This window comes from Breoghania sp., from assembly GCF_030066895.1.
Lineage (GTDB): Bacteria > Pseudomonadota > Alphaproteobacteria > Rhizobiales > Stappiaceae > Breoghania.
In genome coordinates this window covers 44,689-63,560 of sequence record NZ_JASJAV010000033.1, presented here as the reverse complement: position 1 = coordinate 63,560, position 18,872 = coordinate 44,689, and the positions used below count along the sequence as shown (strand labels likewise).

20 protein-coding genes and 6 pseudogenes are annotated in these 18,872 nt (G+C 60.1%); 19 read left to right on the top strand and 7 right to left on the bottom strand.

All coding sequences use genetic code 11. From position 1 onward, the window contains the following. Positions 1-48: 48 nt before the first annotated feature. The 3 genes and pseudogenes from QNJ43_RS25070 to QNJ43_RS25060 form a co-directional block, all read right to left on the bottom strand. Entirely contained in the window at positions 49-618 is a 570-nt protein-coding gene (locus tag QNJ43_RS25070; RefSeq protein ID WP_300474423.1) for a hypothetical protein, read from the bottom strand. After that, a pseudogene (locus tag QNJ43_RS25065) lies at positions 597-803 on the bottom strand (hypothetical protein); the annotation flags it as partial. The gene QNJ43_RS25070 and the pseudogene QNJ43_RS25065, both read right to left, overlap by 22 nt. 372 nt (positions 804-1,175) lie before the next feature. Further along, entirely contained in the window at positions 1,176-1,559 is a 384-nt protein-coding gene (locus QNJ43_RS25060; protein WP_300474421.1) for a RidA family protein, read from the bottom strand. An 87-nt stretch (positions 1,560-1,646) separates the two neighbouring features. On the opposite strand from QNJ43_RS25060, the gene QNJ43_RS25055 reads away from it, so the two are divergent. Further along, the gene (locus QNJ43_RS25055) at positions 1,647-2,453 is read left to right on the top strand and encodes a TrmB family transcriptional regulator (RefSeq protein ID WP_300474419.1); all 807 of its coding nucleotides are present in this window, start codon (positions 1,647-1,649) and stop codon (positions 2,451-2,453) included. Between the two features lie 35 nt (positions 2,454-2,488). On the opposite strand, the gene QNJ43_RS25050 is transcribed toward QNJ43_RS25055, so the two are convergent. After that, positions 2,489-3,058: a flavin reductase family protein gene (locus QNJ43_RS25050; RefSeq protein ID WP_300474417.1), complete on the bottom strand. Its 570-nt coding sequence runs from the start codon at positions 3,056-3,058 to the stop codon at positions 2,489-2,491. 467 nt (positions 3,059-3,525) lie between these two features. On the opposite strand from QNJ43_RS25050, the gene QNJ43_RS25045 reads away from it, so the two are divergent. The 11 genes and pseudogenes from QNJ43_RS25045 to QNJ43_RS24995 form a co-directional block, all read left to right on the top strand. Continuing rightward, positions 3,526-3,708 (top strand): phosphopantetheine-binding protein, encoded by a 183-nt coding sequence (locus QNJ43_RS25045; protein WP_300474414.1) that lies wholly within the window; start codon positions 3,526-3,528, stop codon positions 3,706-3,708. A gap of 66 nt (positions 3,709-3,774) precedes the next feature. Next, positions 3,775-5,145, top strand: a complete 1,371-nt coding sequence (locus tag QNJ43_RS25040; RefSeq protein WP_346433123.1) for a class I adenylate-forming enzyme family protein — start codon at positions 3,775-3,777, stop codon at positions 5,143-5,145. A gap of 12 nt (positions 5,146-5,157) precedes the next feature. Further along, positions 5,158-6,066, top strand: a complete 909-nt coding sequence (locus QNJ43_RS25035) for a hypothetical protein (protein ID WP_300474410.1) — start codon at positions 5,158-5,160, stop codon at positions 6,064-6,066. Between the two features lie 12 nt (positions 6,067-6,078). Beyond that, positions 6,079-6,537: a beta-ketoacyl synthase N-terminal-like domain-containing protein gene (locus QNJ43_RS25030; RefSeq protein ID WP_300474407.1), complete on the top strand. Its 459-nt coding sequence runs from the start codon at positions 6,079-6,081 to the stop codon at positions 6,535-6,537. Between the two features lie 21 nt (positions 6,538-6,558). Beyond that, entirely contained in the window at positions 6,559-7,065 is a 507-nt protein-coding gene (locus tag QNJ43_RS25025) for a hypothetical protein (RefSeq protein WP_300474402.1), read from the top strand. Continuing rightward, positions 7,062-7,580, top strand: coding sequence for a hypothetical protein (locus tag QNJ43_RS25020; RefSeq protein ID WP_300474400.1), 519 nt, complete (start codon positions 7,062-7,064; stop codon positions 7,578-7,580). Before QNJ43_RS25025 ends, QNJ43_RS25020 begins: the two co-directional genes overlap by 4 nt. A gap of 38 nt (positions 7,581-7,618) precedes the next feature. Next, complete coding sequence (locus tag QNJ43_RS25015; RefSeq protein ID WP_300474397.1) at positions 7,619-7,972, top strand: NAD(P)-binding protein; 354 nt, start codon at positions 7,619-7,621, stop codon at positions 7,970-7,972. A 49-nt stretch (positions 7,973-8,021) separates the two neighbouring features. Beyond that, a pseudogene (locus QNJ43_RS25010) lies at positions 8,022-9,200 on the top strand (tryptophan 7-halogenase); the annotation flags it as partial. Further along, positions 9,197-9,361 carry a hypothetical protein gene (locus QNJ43_RS25005; protein WP_300474395.1) on the top strand — a complete coding sequence of 55 codons (165 nt, stop codon included), beginning with the start codon at positions 9,197-9,199 and terminating at the stop codon, positions 9,359-9,361. The pseudogene QNJ43_RS25010 and the gene QNJ43_RS25005, both read left to right, overlap by 4 nt. A gap of 189 nt (positions 9,362-9,550) precedes the next feature. After that, the gene (locus tag QNJ43_RS25000; protein ID WP_300474393.1) at positions 9,551-9,685 is read left to right on the top strand and encodes a hypothetical protein; all 135 of its coding nucleotides are present in this window, start codon (positions 9,551-9,553) and stop codon (positions 9,683-9,685) included. Positions 9,686-9,700: 15 nt separating this feature from the next. Continuing rightward, a pseudogene (locus QNJ43_RS24995) lies at positions 9,701-10,906 on the top strand (aminotransferase class I/II-fold pyridoxal phosphate-dependent enzyme); the annotation flags it as partial. A 4-nt stretch (positions 10,907-10,910) separates the two neighbouring features. Here the strand turns inward: QNJ43_RS24995 and QNJ43_RS24990 are convergent. The 3 genes from QNJ43_RS24990 to QNJ43_RS24980 all read right to left on the bottom strand — a co-directional run bounded on the left by QNJ43_RS24990 (position 10,911) and on the right by QNJ43_RS24980 (position 12,789). After that, complete coding sequence (locus QNJ43_RS24990; protein WP_300474530.1) at positions 10,911-11,201, bottom strand: LysR substrate-binding domain-containing protein; 291 nt, start codon at positions 11,199-11,201, stop codon at positions 10,911-10,913. Positions 11,202-11,213: 12 nt separating this feature from the next. Beyond that, positions 11,214-11,795 (bottom strand): LysR family transcriptional regulator, encoded by a 582-nt coding sequence (locus QNJ43_RS24985; protein WP_300474391.1) that lies wholly within the window; start codon positions 11,793-11,795, stop codon positions 11,214-11,216. Positions 11,796-12,033: 238 nt separating this feature from the next. Beyond that, positions 12,034-12,789: a LysR family transcriptional regulator gene (locus QNJ43_RS24980; RefSeq protein WP_300474527.1), complete on the bottom strand. Its 756-nt coding sequence runs from the start codon at positions 12,787-12,789 to the stop codon at positions 12,034-12,036. A gap of 200 nt (positions 12,790-12,989) precedes the next feature. Between QNJ43_RS24980 and speB the strand changes: the two are divergent. From speB to QNJ43_RS24945, 7 genes and pseudogenes are all read left to right on the top strand, one after another. Next, a pseudogene (gene speB, locus QNJ43_RS24975) lies at positions 12,990-13,989 on the top strand (agmatinase). Between the two features lie 275 nt (positions 13,990-14,264). Next, a pseudogene (locus QNJ43_RS24970) lies at positions 14,265-15,047 on the top strand (ABC transporter substrate-binding protein); the annotation flags it as partial. Between the two features lie 29 nt (positions 15,048-15,076). Next, positions 15,077-15,706 carry an ABC transporter permease subunit gene (locus tag QNJ43_RS24965; RefSeq protein ID WP_300474390.1) on the top strand — a complete coding sequence of 210 codons (630 nt, stop codon included), beginning with the start codon at positions 15,077-15,079 and terminating at the stop codon, positions 15,704-15,706. Next, positions 15,633-15,860: an ABC transporter permease subunit gene (locus QNJ43_RS24960; protein WP_300474389.1), complete on the top strand. Its 228-nt coding sequence runs from the start codon at positions 15,633-15,635 to the stop codon at positions 15,858-15,860. Before QNJ43_RS24965 ends, QNJ43_RS24960 begins: the two co-directional genes overlap by 74 nt. Positions 15,861-15,870: 10 nt before the next feature. Then, positions 15,871-16,650 carry an ABC transporter ATP-binding protein gene (locus tag QNJ43_RS24955; RefSeq protein ID WP_300474387.1) on the top strand — a complete coding sequence of 260 codons (780 nt, stop codon included), beginning with the start codon at positions 15,871-15,873 and terminating at the stop codon, positions 16,648-16,650. A 388-nt stretch (positions 16,651-17,038) separates the two neighbouring features. Continuing rightward, entirely contained in the window at positions 17,039-17,710 is a 672-nt protein-coding gene (locus tag QNJ43_RS24950; RefSeq protein ID WP_300474385.1) for an FCD domain-containing protein, read from the top strand. After that, positions 17,700-18,744: pseudogene (locus QNJ43_RS24945) on the top strand (ABC transporter ATP-binding protein). Before QNJ43_RS24950 ends, QNJ43_RS24945 begins: the two are co-directional and overlap by 11 nt. The last annotated feature ends 128 nt before the right edge of the window (positions 18,745-18,872 follow it).

Sequence of the window (18,872 nt, the reverse complement as noted above, 5' to 3'; positions counted from 1 at the left end):
AGCCCGCCCCTTGTGCGCTGACGTTCGTTGCAGAACGGCGCATTCCCATCATTGACGCGAACAAAGCCACCGCGCAGAGCACAAAGCTCCACACACACCTTGCCAACCGAACCAGGTGAAAATCACCGGAGCAATGAACGCCCCGATGGTTCCGATCGTGTAATAAACAACCGTATAGGCGCTGTAGACGCGGTTGGCCGTAGGCGGAGAGATCGCGAGGGCCTGCGCCTGATTGGCTGGCTGCGCCCCGAAACAATCGATATCCATCAGAAGAATACCGGCGACAAGGCCCGTCAGGCTCTGCCTGAAGAGCAAAAACGACAGGATGCCGAGACAGGCCAGAGCCAGCGAACCGGAGATCACCGCCCCAGCTCCGAAACGGTCGCTGGCGCGCCCAGCAACTTGCGATGAAACGACCCCAGCGGCGCCGATGACGCCGAATGATCCCGCCACCGCAGGGCCATAGCCGAAAAGTAGCGTCGCCGGATAGAGCGCAAGGGTCACCCATATGCCGGAAAACATGGCGAACCACGCCGACCCCGCGGTCGTCAGATAGCGCAGGGCGGAATGTTCCAGAAATGAGTTGGGAACCGATTTCAGGATAGCCCGGTAGGACAAACCTCCCGGTTGGTGGCCACACGAGGCGACCGCGTCATGATGCCAACCGCCACCAGCACCGCAATGCCTGCCATGACGAGGCACATGGCACGCCAGCCCAGAAGCTCTCCGATGACGCCGCCAACGGTGCACCCCAACAAGATACCAAGCGAGATGCCCATCGCAATGGTGCCGACAACGGCCCCGCGACGCGCCCCGGCAAGCCGCGACCGTCGTCAATATGCCGCAAACAATGCCAGCTCCGAGCAGGAGAGGAAAGCTCGGAGCGGCTGCCACAAGACAGAGACACAACGCCAGGGCGAAGAGTTGGCGGCTGATCAGCTTGCTTAGGTCAAGCCGATCCCCCAGGGGGACAAATAGCAGAAGCCCGACCGTGTATCCGAACGAAGGCGCGGCGGCCACCCACCCCGCCCCAGAGGTACCGACGGAGAAATCTCCGACGATTTCGGGCAAGAGCGGCTGGAAGGTGTAGTTGTTGGCTATGGTCAAACCGACCGTAGCCGCCAACAGAACGACTTGAGAGGTCGTCAAGGTGCCTGCGTCGGACATGGGGATACCTACTTATCTTTGATCGCCATGATGTCGATTTCAGCCAGCATGTCCGGATTCACGAAGAAATTGACGTGAAGCAATGTGAAAGCCGGCCGAATATCGCCGAAAACCTCACCGTGTGCGCGCACCGCGTCTTCGAACAGGGCGATGTCCGTGAGGTAGAGAGGACTGTGAACGACGTCGTGAAAACTGGCGCCCGCCTCCAAGAGCACCCCGGCGATGGTTTCGAAGATCGTCTTGACCTGCGTGTAGACACCGCCAACGCCGACAATCTTTCCGTCCGACCCCGTTGCGATGATGGCGGAAATGAAAACCATTCCGTTCTTTACCACGGCCCGCGAATAGCCGACCTTTTGCTCCCATGGAGCCCAAGATGAAATTCTTTCCATTTTTACAGCCTACTAAATTACACTACCTTAGTAGTTAATAAGAGATAGTGTATCATCGTGCCGCAAGGTAACAAGAGGAAAAATGTGGTGACCTCGCTGCGAATGACCGAACTGACGAATGCGCTCGGCCAACTCGGTTTCAGCCTCTACGAAGCGCGGGCCTATTGCGCCCTTCTAGAGCGCGCGCGCCTGAACGGACACGAAGTGGCGAAATCCTGCGGCGTACCGACCTCCAAGATCTACGAAACCCTCGACCGACTGGCGGACAAGGGGGCGGTCATGGTCCAGCACGGAGAACCGAAAACTTACGTCGCAACGCCATATGAGGACGTGCTGGCAAGGGTGCGCAGCGAGTTCCACGAGGCGCTGGAAACCGCGACGAACGGCCTGTGCAAATTGCCAAGCCGGCCGGACACGGGAGAGATATGGTCGCTCAAGAACTACAAGGGCGTCCTCACGGCGTCGCGCTCGAGGATCCAGGCGGCGCAAACCTCTCTCTTCGCCGCGTTCTGGGATGCGGAACTCACCTCGTTGAAGGATGATCTGGAGTCCGCGAGCGCGCGCGGGGTGGCGGTGTACATCGCCGTTTACGGGCATACTCAGTTCGAGGGCCCGTGCAGCTACGATCTCAGCCTGTGCGGTGACAGAGCTGCCAAACGGCTGGGAGGTCATCGCCTTTCCGCGGTCATTGCCGACGAGGAGGACGCGCTGGTCGCGATTTTCCAGGAAAACGATACCGTCGATGCCGTGGCCACAACGAACACCGTCATCAGTCTGCTGGCGATAGAATATATCCGTGCCGACCTCATGGGGCGGCTGTTGATCAACGAACTGGGGGAAGACCGCTTCGCCGCCATGCGGGAAAGGTCCGACGACTTTCACCGCCTGCTGTAGGAGGCCGTAACCCCGCAGATCACCGCCCACCTTTCTCACGTCGGAATGGCAGGCAGGTCGCTGACCGTGGTGAAGGCGCGGCGGAAATAGAGGCTCGGAAACGCCCGGCCGCCGAGGCGCACGTCGGTAACCCGGCAAATGAAAAGACTATGCGTCCCGATATTCGAGGCGGAGACGATCTCTCCGATCAGAACAGGGCCCCAGTTCGCCAGAATGGGTGGGCGCACGTGTCCCTGCTCCGCCCCTTCGCGTTCCACAATCCAGGCGCCGTCGGCGAACATATCGGCGTTTTCCGCGTTTTCCGGACGGCGTGCGAATTTCATGGCCAGGTCCGTCTGCAGATCGGTCAGCAGGTTGATCGCAATCGCGCGATTGGCCTTGGACGTGGCGTTTGCGTAGGAGCGCCGCGCGATGCAGAAGCTTACGGTCGCAGGATCATCCGTCACCGACGCGAGGCTGGAGACGGTGATGCCGCACGGCACGGCCGGGCCCGCGCTCGTGATGATGGAGACGGCAGCCGGCAACCGGCTCATCGCCTCACGAAATGTTCCGCTTTCCAGAGCCTGCGCATCCGACGCGGGGCCCCCAACGGATCGGCGATCCATTTGGATTCTCTCCCCCTCGAAAAACGGCACGCTTCGGACGGTCCGATCCGATATCGCACGGGGCAATTTCAATATATAATTCAAAAACATCTGGCAAATCCGGACCACCGGGCTACGGCCTTGCCTCAAAGCACGTCGCCATCCTTACAGGCAAAGCGGCCCGCCGGAGACATAAGAACTCCGACAATCGGCATTAGCGAAATCGATGACGACAACGCTGCGGTGTGGTGGCAACCTGCAATTCATTGGATGCACCCTTCGCGAACCAGTCATTTTCAAGTTCGCCACAAATCGTTGTCATTATAATTCTAGGCAACGATGCACCCTCTACATTTCTATTATTATTCCAGAAATGAATAGGTCCATCATGTCTGAATTTCATGAAAAGATTGACGTTCTAAATAAATTAAAATAAGTCGTCGCCCAAGAACTCGATGCCGGATTGACAATGGACGAGATAGATCCGGATGCTGGGCCTGGCGACGGAGCTGGGAGCGGATTCGCTGGTTTTCATCGAATTGCGCTACCAGTGCGAAGACATGTTCGGCGTCAAAGTGAGCGACGACAACTTCACGCCCGAGAACTTCAGAAACTGCAATGCACTTGCCGATTTCGTGATGAAACGTCTTTGCATGCAGGTCGTCTCGTGAATACGCCGCGTCCCTTTGCAACGGGCTTCCGGCTGTTCGATTTGGATCGGATGACAACGCTCCAGTTTGGCGGGAATCCGGTGCCCCCCCCCCCCCGGACTCGCCGAGACGCTGGCAGAGTGGCAGGCCCTGGCCCTGCCGCCAGGCTCGGTGGTCGTCGCGTCACTGCCGAGTGGAGCGAACATCCCTTATCTCGGCGAGGTTTTCGCCCGGCTGGGCCTGGTGCCCGCCTTCGTTGCACCCTCACTCCCCTCGCCCCGGCTTCTGGCGATCGTCGAAGACCTTGGCGCCCGCGCTCTGGTCCGACTTCACATGACGCCGGATCTGACCGCATCTCTGGACCTGAGCGGCATGCAGCGCAGTTCCGCCGACTTCGACATCGCCTTGGTGCGTACTCACCCCGCGCCTGCAGTGGTTCAGCCCGGCGATCTGGTGCTAATGACGTCAGGTACGTCCTCGGAGTTCCCCAATGGTTGCGTGCACTCCCTGTGCGCGTTGTGCCGCAATGTCCGTCGGCACGCCAGGGCGATCGGACTGCAATCGCATGACCGGGTGCTCATCAAGCTTCCGCTTTACTATTCCTTCGCGCTGGTGGCCCAAGCGTTAGCGGCGACGCAGGTCGGCGCCTCTGTCGCAATAGGATCCGTCCCCTTCTCCGTGAAGGAATTCGCGCTTGAACTTCGCCGCAACGCCATCACCGTCACGTCGCTGACCCCCAAATTTCTGCAACAGATTGTGGATACGCCGGACAGGATTCTGCCATCCACGTTGCGGACGCTGACCGTGGGAGGTGACGTCGTCCCGGTGGATACGGCCCGGAAACTCCGCCAACGCTATCCCGAGCTTGAGATCTACTTCACCTACGGGATCAGCGAGGCGGGTCCGCGCGTGACGACGCTCAACGCATGTCGAGCGGACGACGATGCCCTGCAGACCCTGGGCGAGCCGCTTGAGGAGACCGAATTACAGATTGCCCCGGATCCGGAATCGCCCGGGACGGGAGAGCTCTTCATCCATTCCGACACGCTTCTGAAGGCCCGCATCGGACGAAATGCGGTCGATCCGATCCGCGTCATCGATGGCAAGCGCTGGCTGATGACCGGGGATCTGGTCTCACGCGATGAGGCCGGTCGCCTGTCGATCACCGGGCGCCGGAGCGATTTCCTCATGTCTCAAGGCGAAAAGATCAATCTTTCGGCGATCAAAAGCTTCTACCAAACCATCCCCGGCGTTCTCGAGGCAAGAACACGCCCGCCCCCCGCACAGAACCAGAAGCCCCCCTATGCGCTGGAACTGCTCGTCGACAGGTCTCAGACGGCCGCCTCAGACCCTGAAGCCGTGCGACGCGAACTGGTGCGAAACCTGAGACGTTTCGAGCAGCCCGCGCATCTGACCATCACGCCGGTAGACCCCTCTCAACACTTCGTCATCAAATAAGGGAGCCTGATCATGTTTGAGACCCAGGCCAAGCTCGGAGATGCCGTGATCGATCGCTACAGGCTGAAGACGATACGCGATCTCATCGATGCGCTGCCCATCGGCATGTGCCATGTGCTTCAGGAATCGAAGGTCTTCGAAACCTATCCGCCGGATATGACGTCGCTCCTTTTCGATGGCTTGAAGGGCGCCGAAGCCGATGCCCGCTATCGTCATTATCGCGACGACATCATCCCGGGCATTTCCGTTCGCGAACACCTTGAAAAGGTGTTGGCCGGAACGCCAGAGCGCAAGCCTTGCTTCTGCCGCCAGATGGCCGATATCGCAGGGCTCGTGACGGCCCGGATGCTGGGTTGCAAAGTCTATATCCTGCGCAACATCTATGTGAACTATCTCTACCTGCCCCAACGCTGGCATTGCATCAACGCCATTATCGAGAATGGACGCATCCGCTACTTCGACACGTCCGCCTATGCACAGGTGATCGATCCGGATACCCGACGCATCCGTCGGCCTTCCCGGCTTCCCGGTTTCGACGCCGCGGATATCGATCCCACTTTTATCGTAAGCGAGCACTGGCTGCAGGAAGCTCCCTATCCGCGCCGCCTGCAACTGGTGGACGGGCGCCTTGAGGACAATTTCGTTCCTTCCCCCAACGAGGAGGTTCCCGCAGACGGAGTACATGAGCATCGTATCCTGTCCTCTTTCGCCACAGTCGGCGCGGTCGCTGGAGGGTGTGGCATGAGCGATGTCGTTGTAACGGGCCGAGGCTGGCAAACGGCACTCGGACACGGACTGGATCCCGTCTGGACAGCCCTTGTCGGAGGCGCGACGGGCATTGCACCGCGCGAAAGCGCTGCACCTTTGCGCAATCGGGATGCCGCCATCGTGCCCAACCTTGCCGATCTTTCCCTCAGCTAACGCTTCACGAGCATGGCGCGTGCGGCCATCGAGGACGCGCTGGAGGAGATTGACGCGGAGCAGATCCGGATGACGAATCCGAACGCCACCCACGAAGAGGAAAGCTGTTTTCTCATCCTGGGCACCAGCCACGGCACACGGCTGGATGAGGACGAAGCTGGGGAGGCTCCGGCCGACACTTTCGTTCGCGCGCTTGCACAGGAATTCCGCGCCCGACCGCTTGCGCTGTCGATCGCGTGTTCGTCCGGGTCGGACGCCGTTCTCGTGTGTGCGGAACTCATACGCTCCGGGCGTGCAACGCGATGCATCTGCGGGGCGTTGGATGTCATCACTCAGTCCAAGCGCCTCGCCCATTCCGCACTGGGCACCATATCACCCGCAGGTTTGCGCAGCTTCGACGCACAAGCAGATGGGACAATCCTGGGCGAAGGGGCGGCAGTGCTGATACTGGAGCCGGGGGAGCGTGTATGACAACGCCGTCACCACGGGTTCGTGCGCGGATGCGGAGCCGCGAACGATGCGGCGGGACTTACGGCACCGGATGCGAGCGGACTAGGCGTTAAGCTGGCGGTCGGGCGCAACCTCGCCGATGCAGGCCTTCAGGTGGACGATATCGACCGGATCAACACTCACGGTTCAGGCACACCGGTCAACGACCGAATGGAAGCCGCAACCTATTCGCAGATCTTTACAGGCCCCCATCCGCCACTTCTCTTTGCCACCAAAGTAGCCTTTGGTCATTCCCTCGGCGCAACGAGGGCACTGGAGGCGCTCGCAACGCTGATGGCGCTTGAGAGCGGCTGCGTTCCACCGATCGTCGGCCACAGGACAACACGTACGGAGTGCCGATTGCCGGTTGCGAGGCCTGATGCCGAACCGGACGCGGGACCGGGGACGCGGGTGCCAGATGCCCGTTTTGCCCTGTCACTCACCATAGGCTTCGGTGGGTTCAACACGGCTCTGATTTTCGAGGCACCCAACACCGGAGGCAACCCATGACGGATACCCTCGTTGCCGAAACCACCTCCCGCGACAAACAGAAGCTCACCCGAGGACTGGCCAAGTCAGATCCGCTGGTCGCTCCCGTCCTGAGCCTCGCTGCGGACCTTCTCGGCCCCATCGCTGACGCCGATCGTAACAGGATCGGTCTCATCATGCTGGGAGACAACAGTGCCCACCATGTCGCCGACAAGGTGCGGACCAAGTTGAAAGCGAGAGGGCGGGTATCGCCGATTGAATTCGTCAACGCCAATTCCGGCGCGCCGATTCCCGTCGCCTGCACGCGGCTGGGGCTGAGAGGGCCGACGATGAATTTCGTCTCCGGTGGCGAGATGACCCGAACAGCCGCGGACATTCTTGCTCGCCGCTGGCTCCGTGGCGGAGACGCCATTGCCATCGTGATCCTCGAAAGCGGGCTGACGGATGAGGGCAAGTCGGCGCTTTCCGCCCGCCTGCTGAAACCCGGCACAGACACTGCCGGTCGCGAAGACGTCTACCTGACCGCTGAATTTTAGGTTCGGGCTTCCAACCATTTGAACGAAAGGAATTTTCGATGTCCTCCGCCAAACCTCATGATTTCGACGTCGCCATCATCGGAAGCGGTATCGCCGGCAACATTCTCGGCGCAATCCTCGCGAAGAACGGCCTGAACATCCTGGTTCTGGATGCGGGCGTTCACCCACGTTTCGCCGTCGGCGAGTCCATGATCCCGGAAAGCGGTATCCTGCTTAATCTCCTGGCTGAGCACTACAACATTCCGGAATTGCGTTATCCGGCCAATCTCGACTCCCTGATCCACAAGATCGGCAGCTCCTCAGCAGGCATCAAGTTCTCTTTATCTCCTTCGCGTGGAACGACCTCGACAAGCCGCATGACCCGGCCGATCTCATTTCCACGCCGGTACTGACGCCCGAGGCCCATCTCTTCCGTCAGGATGTCGATGCCTACTACGTCGCGCTTGCCGCGAAACTGGGGCCGTTATCCACCAGCAAGCCCGCGTGGAGGAAATCCGTCCCGATGCCGACGGCGTGACCCTGTCGATAAACGGCAAGGAAAACGTGTGTGTGCGTTACGTGGTCGATGTGGGCGGGTTCCGGTCCTCCGTCGCCGATCAGATGAAGCTGCGCGAGGGCGCCCGAGCGATGCAATCCTTCACCCGGTCAATCTTCACACACATGGTGGGCGTCAAAGAATACGAGGACGTCATCGCAGCCACCCAGGAAACCGGTTCTCCGACCCATATCGCGCAAAGCACCCTGCACCACCTGTTCGATTGCGGCTGGCTTTGGATCATTCCCTTCGACAACCACCCGCACACGACCAATCCGTTGTGCAGCGTCGGGCTGCAACTGCGCATCGACAAGCACGGTCCGGCAGGGGATTCGGAAGCGGAATTCCGCGACTTCCTCGCCCATCACCCTTCCGTTGCGCGCCATTTCGAAGGGGCGGCTCGGGTGCGGGAGTGGACGGTCGCGCCCCGGATCAACTACAATAGCCGGGAAACGACCGGCGATCGCTATTGTCTGCTTGGCCATGCGGCAGGCTTCGTGGATCCGCTGTTTTCGCGCGGGCTTGCAAACACCTTTGAATCGATCAATCGGCTTGCGCCGGAAATCCTGCACGCCGCCCGGCTCGATCGCTGGCAGAAGGAAGGCTTCGCCGCCTACGAGCACTACAGTCTGAAGGTAGTGGAAACCAACGATCGGCTCGTCGCCAATTCCTATTCCGCATTCAAAACATTTCCGCTGTGGAACGCCTGGTTCCGCGTCTGGCTGTCGGGCAGCTATATCGGCGTTCTGCGACTGCGGCGGATCCTGGCGAATTATCTCGAAAGCCGGGACGAGGAACAGCTTGAGGCAGCCTTCGACACGGCCACCTACCCCGGCACGCTTTCGGTCGAAAGCCATCGCTTCGAAAGTCTGTTCGATGCGGCCTCCACAGCAATGGAGGCCTTAGAGGCGGGCATGGCGGGAGAACAGGAAACCGTCGATGTGCTCCATCGGCTCTTTGCCGATGCACGGGGACATCTGCCGCTCGATTTCTCCGATTTTGCGAACCACTTCATCTCCCGTTCGACCCACGAATTCACCGCATCGCTGCTTGAATGGGGCCAATACGGCGCCGGAAGGCCTTGACGCCAAGCTGGCACGGTCTTGCCGGCAAGGGTTTCGATTTCCTCGACGACTATCGATACGGCGACCGCCTGACGCTTTCGCAGGCCGCCGACGCGGCACTTGCCCGCCACAAGGTCACCGAACAGGAAGCTGAGCCGATGCCGGAAGCAGCAATCGTCTAGGGTGTGACGTCCCTTCAAATGCCTTCCCCTCAAGAGACAACGAGGGGAAGGCGGGACGCCGCTCACATGATGCCTGTCACGAAGCCACCTCCTCCCGGAAACAAAGGCCCGGAGCCCCAAATGGACGCCCTCTCTAAGGACCACTTTGTCCCCGCTGCCCGTCTTTCAGAGATCGGAGTGTCGGCAATCATGCTGATCGATGCCGAGACCCAACGTCTGTGCGAATGCGGACATTCGATCGTCTCTCTGGCCGTCGGAGAACCGAACATCGCGATGGAAGACCGCATCGCCGCGGCAATATCGAAGGCGATTGACGACGGTTAGACGCGCTATACTGCCACCGAGGAACGCGCGGAGTTGAAGCGCGCGATTGCGCACTATGAGCACGGCGAACTTGGATACCGACCGGAAAATGACGAAATCGTCTGCACGGTGGGAGTAAAGCAGGCGATTTCCGATGCCATGCTCGCCAGTCTGAACGCGGGTGATGAAGTCCTCATCCCCGCCCCTTGCTGGACCAGCTACATGAGCATCGTGGCGATGGCGGGCGGAAAGGTCGTTCCCGTGCAGACAGATCCGGCAGACGATTTCGTCCTACGGGCAGAACTGCTGGAACGCCATATCGGCCCGCGCACCCGCTGGATCTTTCTCAATTCCCCTTCAAATCCCACCGGCGCGATGCTGTCACAGTCCAATCTGCAATCGCTTGCCGAGCTCTTACGCCGTCACCCGGGCATCCGTATCCTCTGCGATGACATCTATCACCGGCTCATTCTGGACGAGCGCCCCTTTCTGCGCCTGAGCGCTCTCGCAACGGACCTGCGCAACCGTATTCTGACCGTCAACGGCGTGTCGAAGACCTATGCCATGACGGGCCTTCGGATCGGCTGGGCCATCGGCGACGTAGATTTGATCAAGGCCATGACGATCGTGCAGAGCCAGACGAGTTCCTGTCCCAACTCCGTCGGTCAGGCCGCCGCCATCGAAGCACTTGGCGGATGTCAGGATGGGGTGTCACGCGCCCGTGCGTTCTATCGACGGCGGCGCGACATACTCCTTGAACGGTTGAGCGAGGTTCCCGATTTGAAGCTTCTTCGTCCGGCGGGCGGCTTTTTCGCCTGGGTCGGCTGTTACGATCTCATCGGCAGATGCGACAAGGAGGGCAAGGTTCTGCAAAACGATATTGATGTCGCCTCCCATTTTCTTGCCCACGGAGTGGCAGTGTACCCGGATCGGCCTTTCAGGGCGAAGGTCATCTGCGCCTTTCCTTCGCCGCAAGCAAGGAGCGTCTGGAGGAAGGAGGCAGACGCATCGCCCGAGCCGTCGAAGCACTGCAAAGCGCTTCGACGCCACTTACCGACCTCCTGCCGTCCTTTCCCTCTCCAGGGGTGCACTGATCCGTTCACAGCGCGTAGCCGCAGATATCCGGTCGTCGGATTACTTCTCACACGCTTTCGCTCATCTGCATGCGAGCGGCGTGGTCCGTCGCGATATCCGCGTAGAGCGAGACAATCGGCCCGGTCGTCGTCGGATGCGGCGGTGTAATGAGTTAAAGATCCCATTTGAGCATCGGTTCGAACGCGCGACATCGCAGATCCAGCATATCGATGTCGGCTAGATAGCTGCGCGGTGCGATCGCGACGCCGATCCCTTCACGCACCATGTTCAGGGCTGTCATTGCCAGATGATTGCGAACGAACTCCGCCCTGCATCCAGCCGCCTCCAGAAGTGGCGCAATTACGGTTTCGCACCCGTTGGTGAGCAGGACGATCTTTTGCGATTTCAGATCCTCAAGCGACAGCGCCTTCTTGCGCAGGAGCGAATGCCCCACGCGCAGAATGACGACGAGTTCCTACTTCATCAGGAATTTCGTATCAACCTTGGGCGAGGCGAAGGCGGTAATTCCGATATCGACGACGCCGATACTCACCCATTCGTTGATCTCCATATGATCACCTTCAAACAGTCTGACGTTGACATAAGGATGAAGCGCCTGGAACTCGCGCGTGCGACCGGAAACGAGATCGTGAAGAGCATTCGAAACACTCGCGATCTTGAGGATTTGCGGCGCACGGGCCCCGGGCGAAAGGACGAGGCCATCTATTCGAGAGGTCGCCATGAACGCAACCTGCGCATATTGAATGACCTGCTCGGCCAATCCTGTCTGTTCGACCCCGTTCCGGGTACGCTGCAAAAGTTTCCGACCCAGGAGGTTTTCCAGCGATGAAACGGCTTGGCTGGCTGCCGACTGTGTAATCCCGAGCTGACGACTTGCTCTGCCGATACTTCCAGTCTCTATAACAGTGCGGAGTTTCCTTAGTTGGCTGAGCGTTACTCGGGACCGCGCTCTACTTGCAAGATGATTCATCCCAATATCTCTTCCCTCGATATATTCTTTAATAAAAATACATAATTTATTTTGATAAAGAATCATATATATCTAAAATATAATATGAATTAATTTTTTAATATAAATTATAACAAATTAGTTTTTTTTCAGATATTTCTCCTATATTATTTTATATAAAATATATGTTTTGAAACATTTAAATATAATCGAAATGTAATATGGCGAATATTAACCACATTAGGTGGAGGCCATATTTCTCGATTGATGCAAAAGACGAGCCAACACCCACCGGACGGGGTGAGGTTCAGGCCGACATCGCAGCTCAATGCACCTCAAGCAGGCAGCCGCAGAAGATTTCGGCGACCCGCGATAGTGTGCTGACGGGGTAGTAGGCGATGCACATGCCGATCTGGAAGCTGACGAGATCCGACCGTAGGGCCCGCATCTCGCCGCGTTCCACCCATCGACGTGCGTAGTGATCGGGCAAAAAACCGACGAAGCGGCCGCTCAGGATTAGGTGGACCAGACCTTCCATGGAATAGGTCGTCGCCATCGGTACGTTGGCAAAGACGGAACTGTAGGCGGTCGCGATCGTATAGCCGCACCGGGCGTGGGTCAGGCCGGAGATCCTCTCAAGCGTCAGCTCCTGCGGCTCGAAGAAGAGCTGTTGAAGCTGCACCGCCGCGTTCAACGGCTGATTGGCGACGATGACGACCTCGACTTGCTTGTTCAGGAGCGCACTGCTGAGCTGGTTGGACGTGAGCACCATGATCGTCAGTTCAACGCCCGGCACCCGCTCGTTGAAGAGCGCAATCGCATCCGACAGTCGGCATTTCGGATTCTCGACCAGCGCATCGACCGCACCGATGCGCAATTCTCCCATCAGCCCGCCCCGCATGGCGCCGACTTCGTTGCGAAAATTCTCCAGTGCGGCAAAGCACTTGATGGCCTCAACGTAGATCTTTTGGCCCTGCTCGGTCAGCGAGAAGCCGGAGCGACCGCGGCGGCAGAGCTTCAGGCCGAGCCGGGTTTCCAGGGCCGCCATCTGAGCGCTAATCGTGGAGCGCGCAAGCCCCAGCTCATCCTACGCGGCGGTGAAGCCCGTGCTAGACCACTGCGCGGAAGATGAGAAGCTGGCGCAGGTCGATGTCGCTCAAGGGAGAAACGGGGGAGACCATGATACGTCTATTTTCCCGGACGTTTATTCTTGTAATTCGTTAATATCGAACGTGTTGGTGCGTGGCAACATGAGAGGGTCGCAATCAAGCGGAGCCCGCCATGTCCGAAACGATCCAGCCTGCGTCCGAGGACACCTCCGACTTCTTCCAGCCGACCTCCGGCTTCGACCTGCCCCGCTATGCAGGCGTTCCCACCTTCATGCGCTTGCCGCTGCTCGACCTGGAGAATGAGCGGACGAAGAAGGTCGATATCGGCATCGTCGGCGTGCCCTGGGACGGGGGGACGACCAACCGGCCGGGCACCCGCCACGGCCCGCGCCAATTGCGCGATCTGTCGATCATGATCCGCCGCATTCATCCCGCCAACGGCACGCGCCCCTTCGAGGCCCGCAACATCGCGGATCTGGGCGATGCGCCCGTCAATCCCGCCGATGTCGCGAACGCGCTCGATCGTATTTGCGGCTTTTTCGCCAAGCTGAAGGCACAGGGCATCACGCCGCTGAGTGCGGGTGGCGATCATCTCGTCTCAATATCCGATCCTCAAGGCGATCGCGGCCGATGCGCCGGTCGGCATGATCCATTTCGATGCCCACACGGATCTCTTCGACAGCTATTTCGGCGGGTTCAAGTACACGCACGGTACCCCGTTCCACCGGGCGATCGAGGACGGCTATCTCGACCCCAAACGCGTCGTCCAGATCGGCATTCGCGGCACGATGTATGACGACGAAGATATCCGCTAGGGCCTGTCGCAGGGTGTGCGGATCATCCGCATCGAGGAACTCGACGAACGCGGCGTCACCGACGTAATGGCAGAAGCGCGCGAGATCGTCGGAGAGCAGCCGACCTATGTCAGATTCGATATCGACGGCATAGATCCTGCTTTCGCTCCGGGTACGGGAACGCCCGAGATCGGCGGCTTCTCCACCCGCGAGGCACAGAAGATGGTTCGATTGCTCAACGGGCTGAACATCGTCGGCGCGGATCTCGTCGAGGTGTCGCCGCCGTTCGCCCCCTCGGGTGGCACGGCCTGGGTCGGCGTGCCGATCATGTTCGAATTGCTCTGCATTCTCGCAAGAGCGCCGGGGACGAAACGCTGAAGGGCGCCATAAGCCAACGACAACATCAAACCAGAGCATCACCATTCCGGAGCAGAACAGATAAAAACGATTTTTCAGCATATCGGGGCGGTCGCGATCGCAGCCGTGACGGCGTTCTCCGTTCCCGCAGCCATCTCCGCGGCACAGGCGGTCGAAAAGCTGGTCATCGCCCATTCCACCTGGGTCGGCTACGGGCCGCTCTACATCGCGCACAACAAGGGGTTCTTCAAGGAGGAAGGGCTTGATGTCGAGCTGACGATTATGGAGGACGTCAAGACCCTCAGCCTGCACTCGCCGCCGGGCGCATCGATGTCGCGGTGGCGACCATCGACACGGTTCTCGCCTTCACCACGCCCAAGCGCCCGCTGGTCTACCTGTTCGCACTCGACGACAACAGCGGCGGCGGTATCGTCGCCAACAAGGAGATCACCTCGATCACCGGACTGAAGAGCAAGAAGATCGCCTATACGGAAGGCTCCGTCTCCCAGTTCTTTCTCAGTGTGCTGCTGAAGAAGGGCTGAAAAAGGAGGGCATGACCGCTCGCCGACGTGGAATCGCTGAACATGACCGCAGGCGATGCGGGCGCGGCCTTTGTGGCCGGTCGGGTCGATGCCGCCGTCACCTGGGAACCGTGGCTGACGCGGGGCAAGGAAAGCGAGCAAGGAACGCTGCTCGTCGACAGCTCCTCCACCCCCGGTCTCATCACTGACATCGCCGTGACCACGAAGAAGATGCTCGGCGAGCGCAAGGGCGCCCTTCAGGCCTTCTACCGGGCCTGGGCCAAGTCGGTGGACTGGCAGAAGGAGCACGAGAAGGAAGCCGACGAGATCATGGTCAAAGGCGTCGGCGGCTGGCTGAAGGATCCCGCCACCTTTGCCGAAACGCGTACCGACATCACCTTCTACGACATTGAAATAAATAACAAATTAATGGATCCGGCGAATGAGGGCGGCATTCTGACCACCGTTACCGACGCCAAGACGCTCGGCGAGGAGGCAGGTCTGTTCAAACTCGACGCCGATCCGAAATCCATGATCGCCACCGACATTGTAGAGTAAGGCGCCTCGGCAGACATGGAGCAGACACCATGAACATCGCATCTCTGCTTTCACCGAAAACCGAGATACCACGCAGCCTTTACGTGGGGCTGAGCGTCGCCTCCGTCCTGGCGGTGTTGTGTTTGTGGTGTCTGCTTACCTATGGCGGTTATATCCCGTCCGACTTTCTGGCAACGCCCTTGCAGGTGCTGACCGCGGGCGTTACGCGGATCGAGGATCTTTCCCTGTTCGAACACATGGGATCGAGCCTGACGGACATCCTGTCCGGCTTCTTCTTCGCCTCCTTGCTGGCGGTGCCGCTCGGCATCCTGATGGGCAGCTTCCGCGCCGCGCAGGCGGTGCTGGAGCCGATCACCGGCTTCATGCGCTACATCCCCGTCTCCGCCCTGATCCCGCTGCTCATCCTGTGGATCGACATCGGCATCGAGCAGAAGGTGACGGAGATCTTCCTGGGCACGTTCTTCCAGCAGCTGATCCTCATTTCCGACGTCTCGGCCCGCGTCAGCAAGGATCTCACCGATTGCGCCTATACGCTGGGGGCGAACCGTCGTCAGCATCCTGCTTCCCGCCTGCCTGCCCGGCGTGATGGACAATCTGCGCGTCACGATGGGATGGGCGTGGACCTATCTGGTGGTCGCGGAACTGGTCGCCGCCAATAGCGGGCTCGGCTACCTGATCCTCAACGCCATGCGCGGCCTTTACACGGACGTGATCCTGCTCGGCGTCTTCACGATCGGCATTCTCGGCCTCCTGACCGACTTCCTATTCAAATGGCTGCGCCAGAGGCTTCTGCCCTGGTCCGCCGAATTCTAGGTCCCGTCCCATGAACCTTCTGACCCTCAACGACATCACCGTGCGGTTCGAGCCCAAGGGAAAGCCTGCCGTTCTGGCACTCGACGATGTCTCGCTCACGGTCGTGCACAACACGTTTGCGGTCATCGTCGGGCCGTCGGGCTGCGGAAAGTCGACGCTCCTGCGTCTCGTCACCGGGCTGGAGATCCCGACCGCCGGACAGCTCACCCTCGACGGCTCACCGATCGTCGGGCCTTCCGCCGATCGCGGCATGGTGTTTCAGAGCTACACGCTGTTTCCCTGGCTTAACGTGCGCGAGAACGTGATGTTCGGCCCGAAGCTGAAGCATCTGCCGAAATCGCAATGCGAGGATATCGCGGACGATCCGATCGCCTCGGTTCATCTCAAGGGGTTCGAGAAATCTTACCCGAAGGAGTTGTCCGGCGGCATGCGTCAGCGCGTGGCGCTCGCCCGCACGCTCGCCAACGATCCGCGCATTCTGCTAATGGACGAACCTTTCGGCACGCTCGACAGCCAGACGCGGCAACTGATGCAGGAACTGCTTCTGGAGATCTGGCAGGATCGGCGCAAGACCGTGCTGTTCATCACCCACGATATCGATGAGGCGGTCTTTCTCGGCGACGAGGTGCACGTCATGACGGCGCGGCCGGGTCGCATCAAGTCGACACTCTCCATCAACATAGAACGCCCGTGCGGCATCGACGTTCTGACCTCGCCCTGCTTCACCGACTACAAGCGCGAAATCCTTTCGTCGATGCACGACGAATCCGTCCGCGCGCAAATGACCTGAAACCCTCCCGAAACGTCCGGTCCGGGGCGCACAAACGCCCCCACCGCCTGACTGGCACGGTAGCTCGCGCGTTGCGCGAATTGCTCAGTTTTTACACACCACCTGCTCAGCTTTCGAACACGGGAGACCAATTCGGCGGGGTGATTCCCGCCGGTTGCGGTGGTGCGCACAAGTTCAAAACCTCTTTTGAATCAGCTACGAGTCCTAATCGACGTACGGTTTTCCGGACCGCCGCGACGTTACCCCCCAGCTTGTCGCACCCGCGCCCAATTCTGCGGCTTGCGTTGATGCAAAGCGGGACCAATACTGGAACCAATGTGAATTGGTCCACTAAGTTTCGCTGATATCCGACGAAGATCGTCCAACCGCGCGCAATTCCAGCCTCACTTTGGAGCGGCTTCGCGTCATCCTCAATCAATTCGAGGCTGAGGGACGCGACCAATTGCCGACCGAGCGGGAGTTGGCGGAAGAGATCGGCGTCGGCCGGCGTGCCGTGCGTCCCGCGCTGGAGGTTCTGGAGGCGGAAGACCGCATCTGGCGGCGGCAGGGTGCGGGCACGTTCATCGGCGCGGCGCTGGAGAGGTCGGACGCGAGCCTGCGCGACCTCGCCCAGCAGACGAACATTCTGGAAATGATGGAAGTGCGGTTGCGCATCGAGCCGGTTCTCGCCCAGCTCGCGGCATTGCGCGCAACCCCGCCGGACATCGCCAAGCTTCGCAACACCACCGAAAAGCTCGAGCAAGCCGGAGATTCCGACGTGCGCGAACTGTGGGACAGCGCCATTCACCGCACCATCGCCAACATGGCGGGCAACCGGTTGTTTCTGGCCCTGTTCGACGTCATCGACCGGGTTCACCAGGATGAAAACTGGCGCCATACCCGCGAGGCGGTGCGTACTCCCGACTCCATGCGCCAAGCCACCCAGCAGCACCGCGATCTGGTCGAGGCAATTTCCCGCCGCGATCCGCTGGCTGCCGAACGCGCCATGCGCCGACATCTGACGTTTCTTCAGGAGAACTTCCTGATGCTGAACACCGAGGCCCATATCGATGGCGCCTAGGTCTCGCAAAGCCTCCGATCTTTCGGCTCACGACACGTCCGGAAAGGACGCGCCGCTGTTGGACGTTCAGAAACTCGCCATCCGTTTTGCCGGCGCTTCGGCCAACGTGGTGGACGGGGTTTCCTTTTCCATCAACCCTGGCGAGACGCTGTGCATCGTCGGCGAAAGCGGCTGCGGCAAATCGGTGACGGCGCTGTCGTTGATGGGGCTCCTGCCGATCCCGCCGGCCGAGATCGTCGACGGACGGGCGATGTTCAAGGAACGCGACCTGCTGTTCCTACACCGGCGCAAGATCAACGAGATCCGCAGCGATCAGATGTCAATGACCTTTCAGGAGCCGATGACCTCGCTCAATCCGGCCTACCGGATCGGCGACCAGATCGCTAAAATCGTGCTGAGCCATCGCAAGGTCTCCCATGCCGAGGCGCGCGCACGGACGCTGGAAATGCTGGACCGGGTGAGGATCCCGGCCGCCGCCAAGCGGCTGAACGACTATCCGCACCAATTGTCCGGCGGCATGCGCCAGCGCGTGATGATCGCCATGGCGCTGGCCAACGATCCCGCACTGCTGATCGCCGATGAGCCGACGACCGCTCTCGATGTGACGATCCAGGCGCAGATCCTCGATCTCATTAGCACCCTTCAGAAGGAAACCGGCACGGCGCTGATGCTGATCACCCACGATCTCGGCGTGGTCGCACAGATCGCGAACCGTGTGGCGGTGATGTATGCGGGACGGATCGTCGAGCAGAGCAGCGTCGTCCAGATCTTCGAGGACCCGCAACACCCCTACACGCTCGGCCTGATGAGCTCGATCCCTTCGCTTGGCGAGCGCACCGGTCGGCTGACGACGATCTCCGGCATGTTCCGACCTTCAATACGATGCCCGCCGGGTGTCGGTTCACGCCTCATTGCCCGTTTGCCGACAAGGCCTGCGCGACGGCGGTTCCCCCGCTTGTCGAAATCGAACGGGGACACGCGGCGACCTGCTTCGCGCACCGTTCGAAACGACCTTCGCGGAGGCGGGACAATGACCGACGCGGTTGATCACAACACACCCTATATCCTGGAGATCCGCGATGTGGTCCGCCACTTCGATGCCGGAGGCCCGCTTTTCGGGCCCCGGCAGGTCGTTCGCGCCATTGACGGGGTCACGCTTGGC

What these genes read in the sequence shown, in the direction of transcription:
- QNJ43_RS25030 (WP_300474407.1), top strand. Translation starts at nt 6,079, where the DNA reads ATGGCGCGTGCGGCCATCGAGGACGCGCTGGAGGAGATTGACGCGGAG.
- QNJ43_RS25060 (WP_300474421.1), bottom strand. Translation starts at nt 1,559, where the DNA reads ATGGAAAGAATTTCATCTTGGGCTCCATGGGAGCAAAAGGTCGGCTAT.
- QNJ43_RS24960 (WP_300474389.1), top strand. Translation starts at nt 15,633, where the DNA reads ATGGACAATCTGCGCGTCACGATGGGATGGGCGTGGACCTATCTGGTG.
- QNJ43_RS25050 (WP_300474417.1), bottom strand. Translation starts at nt 3,058, where the DNA reads ATGGATCGCCGATCCGTTGGGGGCCCCGCGTCGGATGCGCAGGCTCTG.
- QNJ43_RS24955 (WP_300474387.1), top strand. Translation starts at nt 15,871, where the DNA reads ATGAACCTTCTGACCCTCAACGACATCACCGTGCGGTTCGAGCCCAAG.
- QNJ43_RS25000 (WP_300474393.1), top strand. Translation starts at nt 9,551, where the DNA reads ATGCTGATCGATGCCGAGACCCAACGTCTGTGCGAATGCGGACATTCG.
- QNJ43_RS25015 (WP_300474397.1), top strand. Translation starts at nt 7,619, where the DNA reads ATGTCCTCCGCCAAACCTCATGATTTCGACGTCGCCATCATCGGAAGC.
- QNJ43_RS25045 (WP_300474414.1), top strand. Translation starts at nt 3,526, where the DNA reads ATGCTGGGCCTGGCGACGGAGCTGGGAGCGGATTCGCTGGTTTTCATC.
- QNJ43_RS25035 (WP_300474410.1), top strand. Translation starts at nt 5,158, where the DNA reads ATGTTTGAGACCCAGGCCAAGCTCGGAGATGCCGTGATCGATCGCTAC.
- QNJ43_RS24965 (WP_300474390.1), top strand. Translation starts at nt 15,077, where the DNA reads ATGAACATCGCATCTCTGCTTTCACCGAAAACCGAGATACCACGCAGC.
- QNJ43_RS24985 (WP_300474391.1), bottom strand. Translation starts at nt 11,795, where the DNA reads ATGATTCTTTATCAAAATAAATTATGTATTTTTATTAAAGAATATATC.
- QNJ43_RS25020 (WP_300474400.1), top strand. Translation starts at nt 7,062, where the DNA reads ATGACGGATACCCTCGTTGCCGAAACCACCTCCCGCGACAAACAGAAG.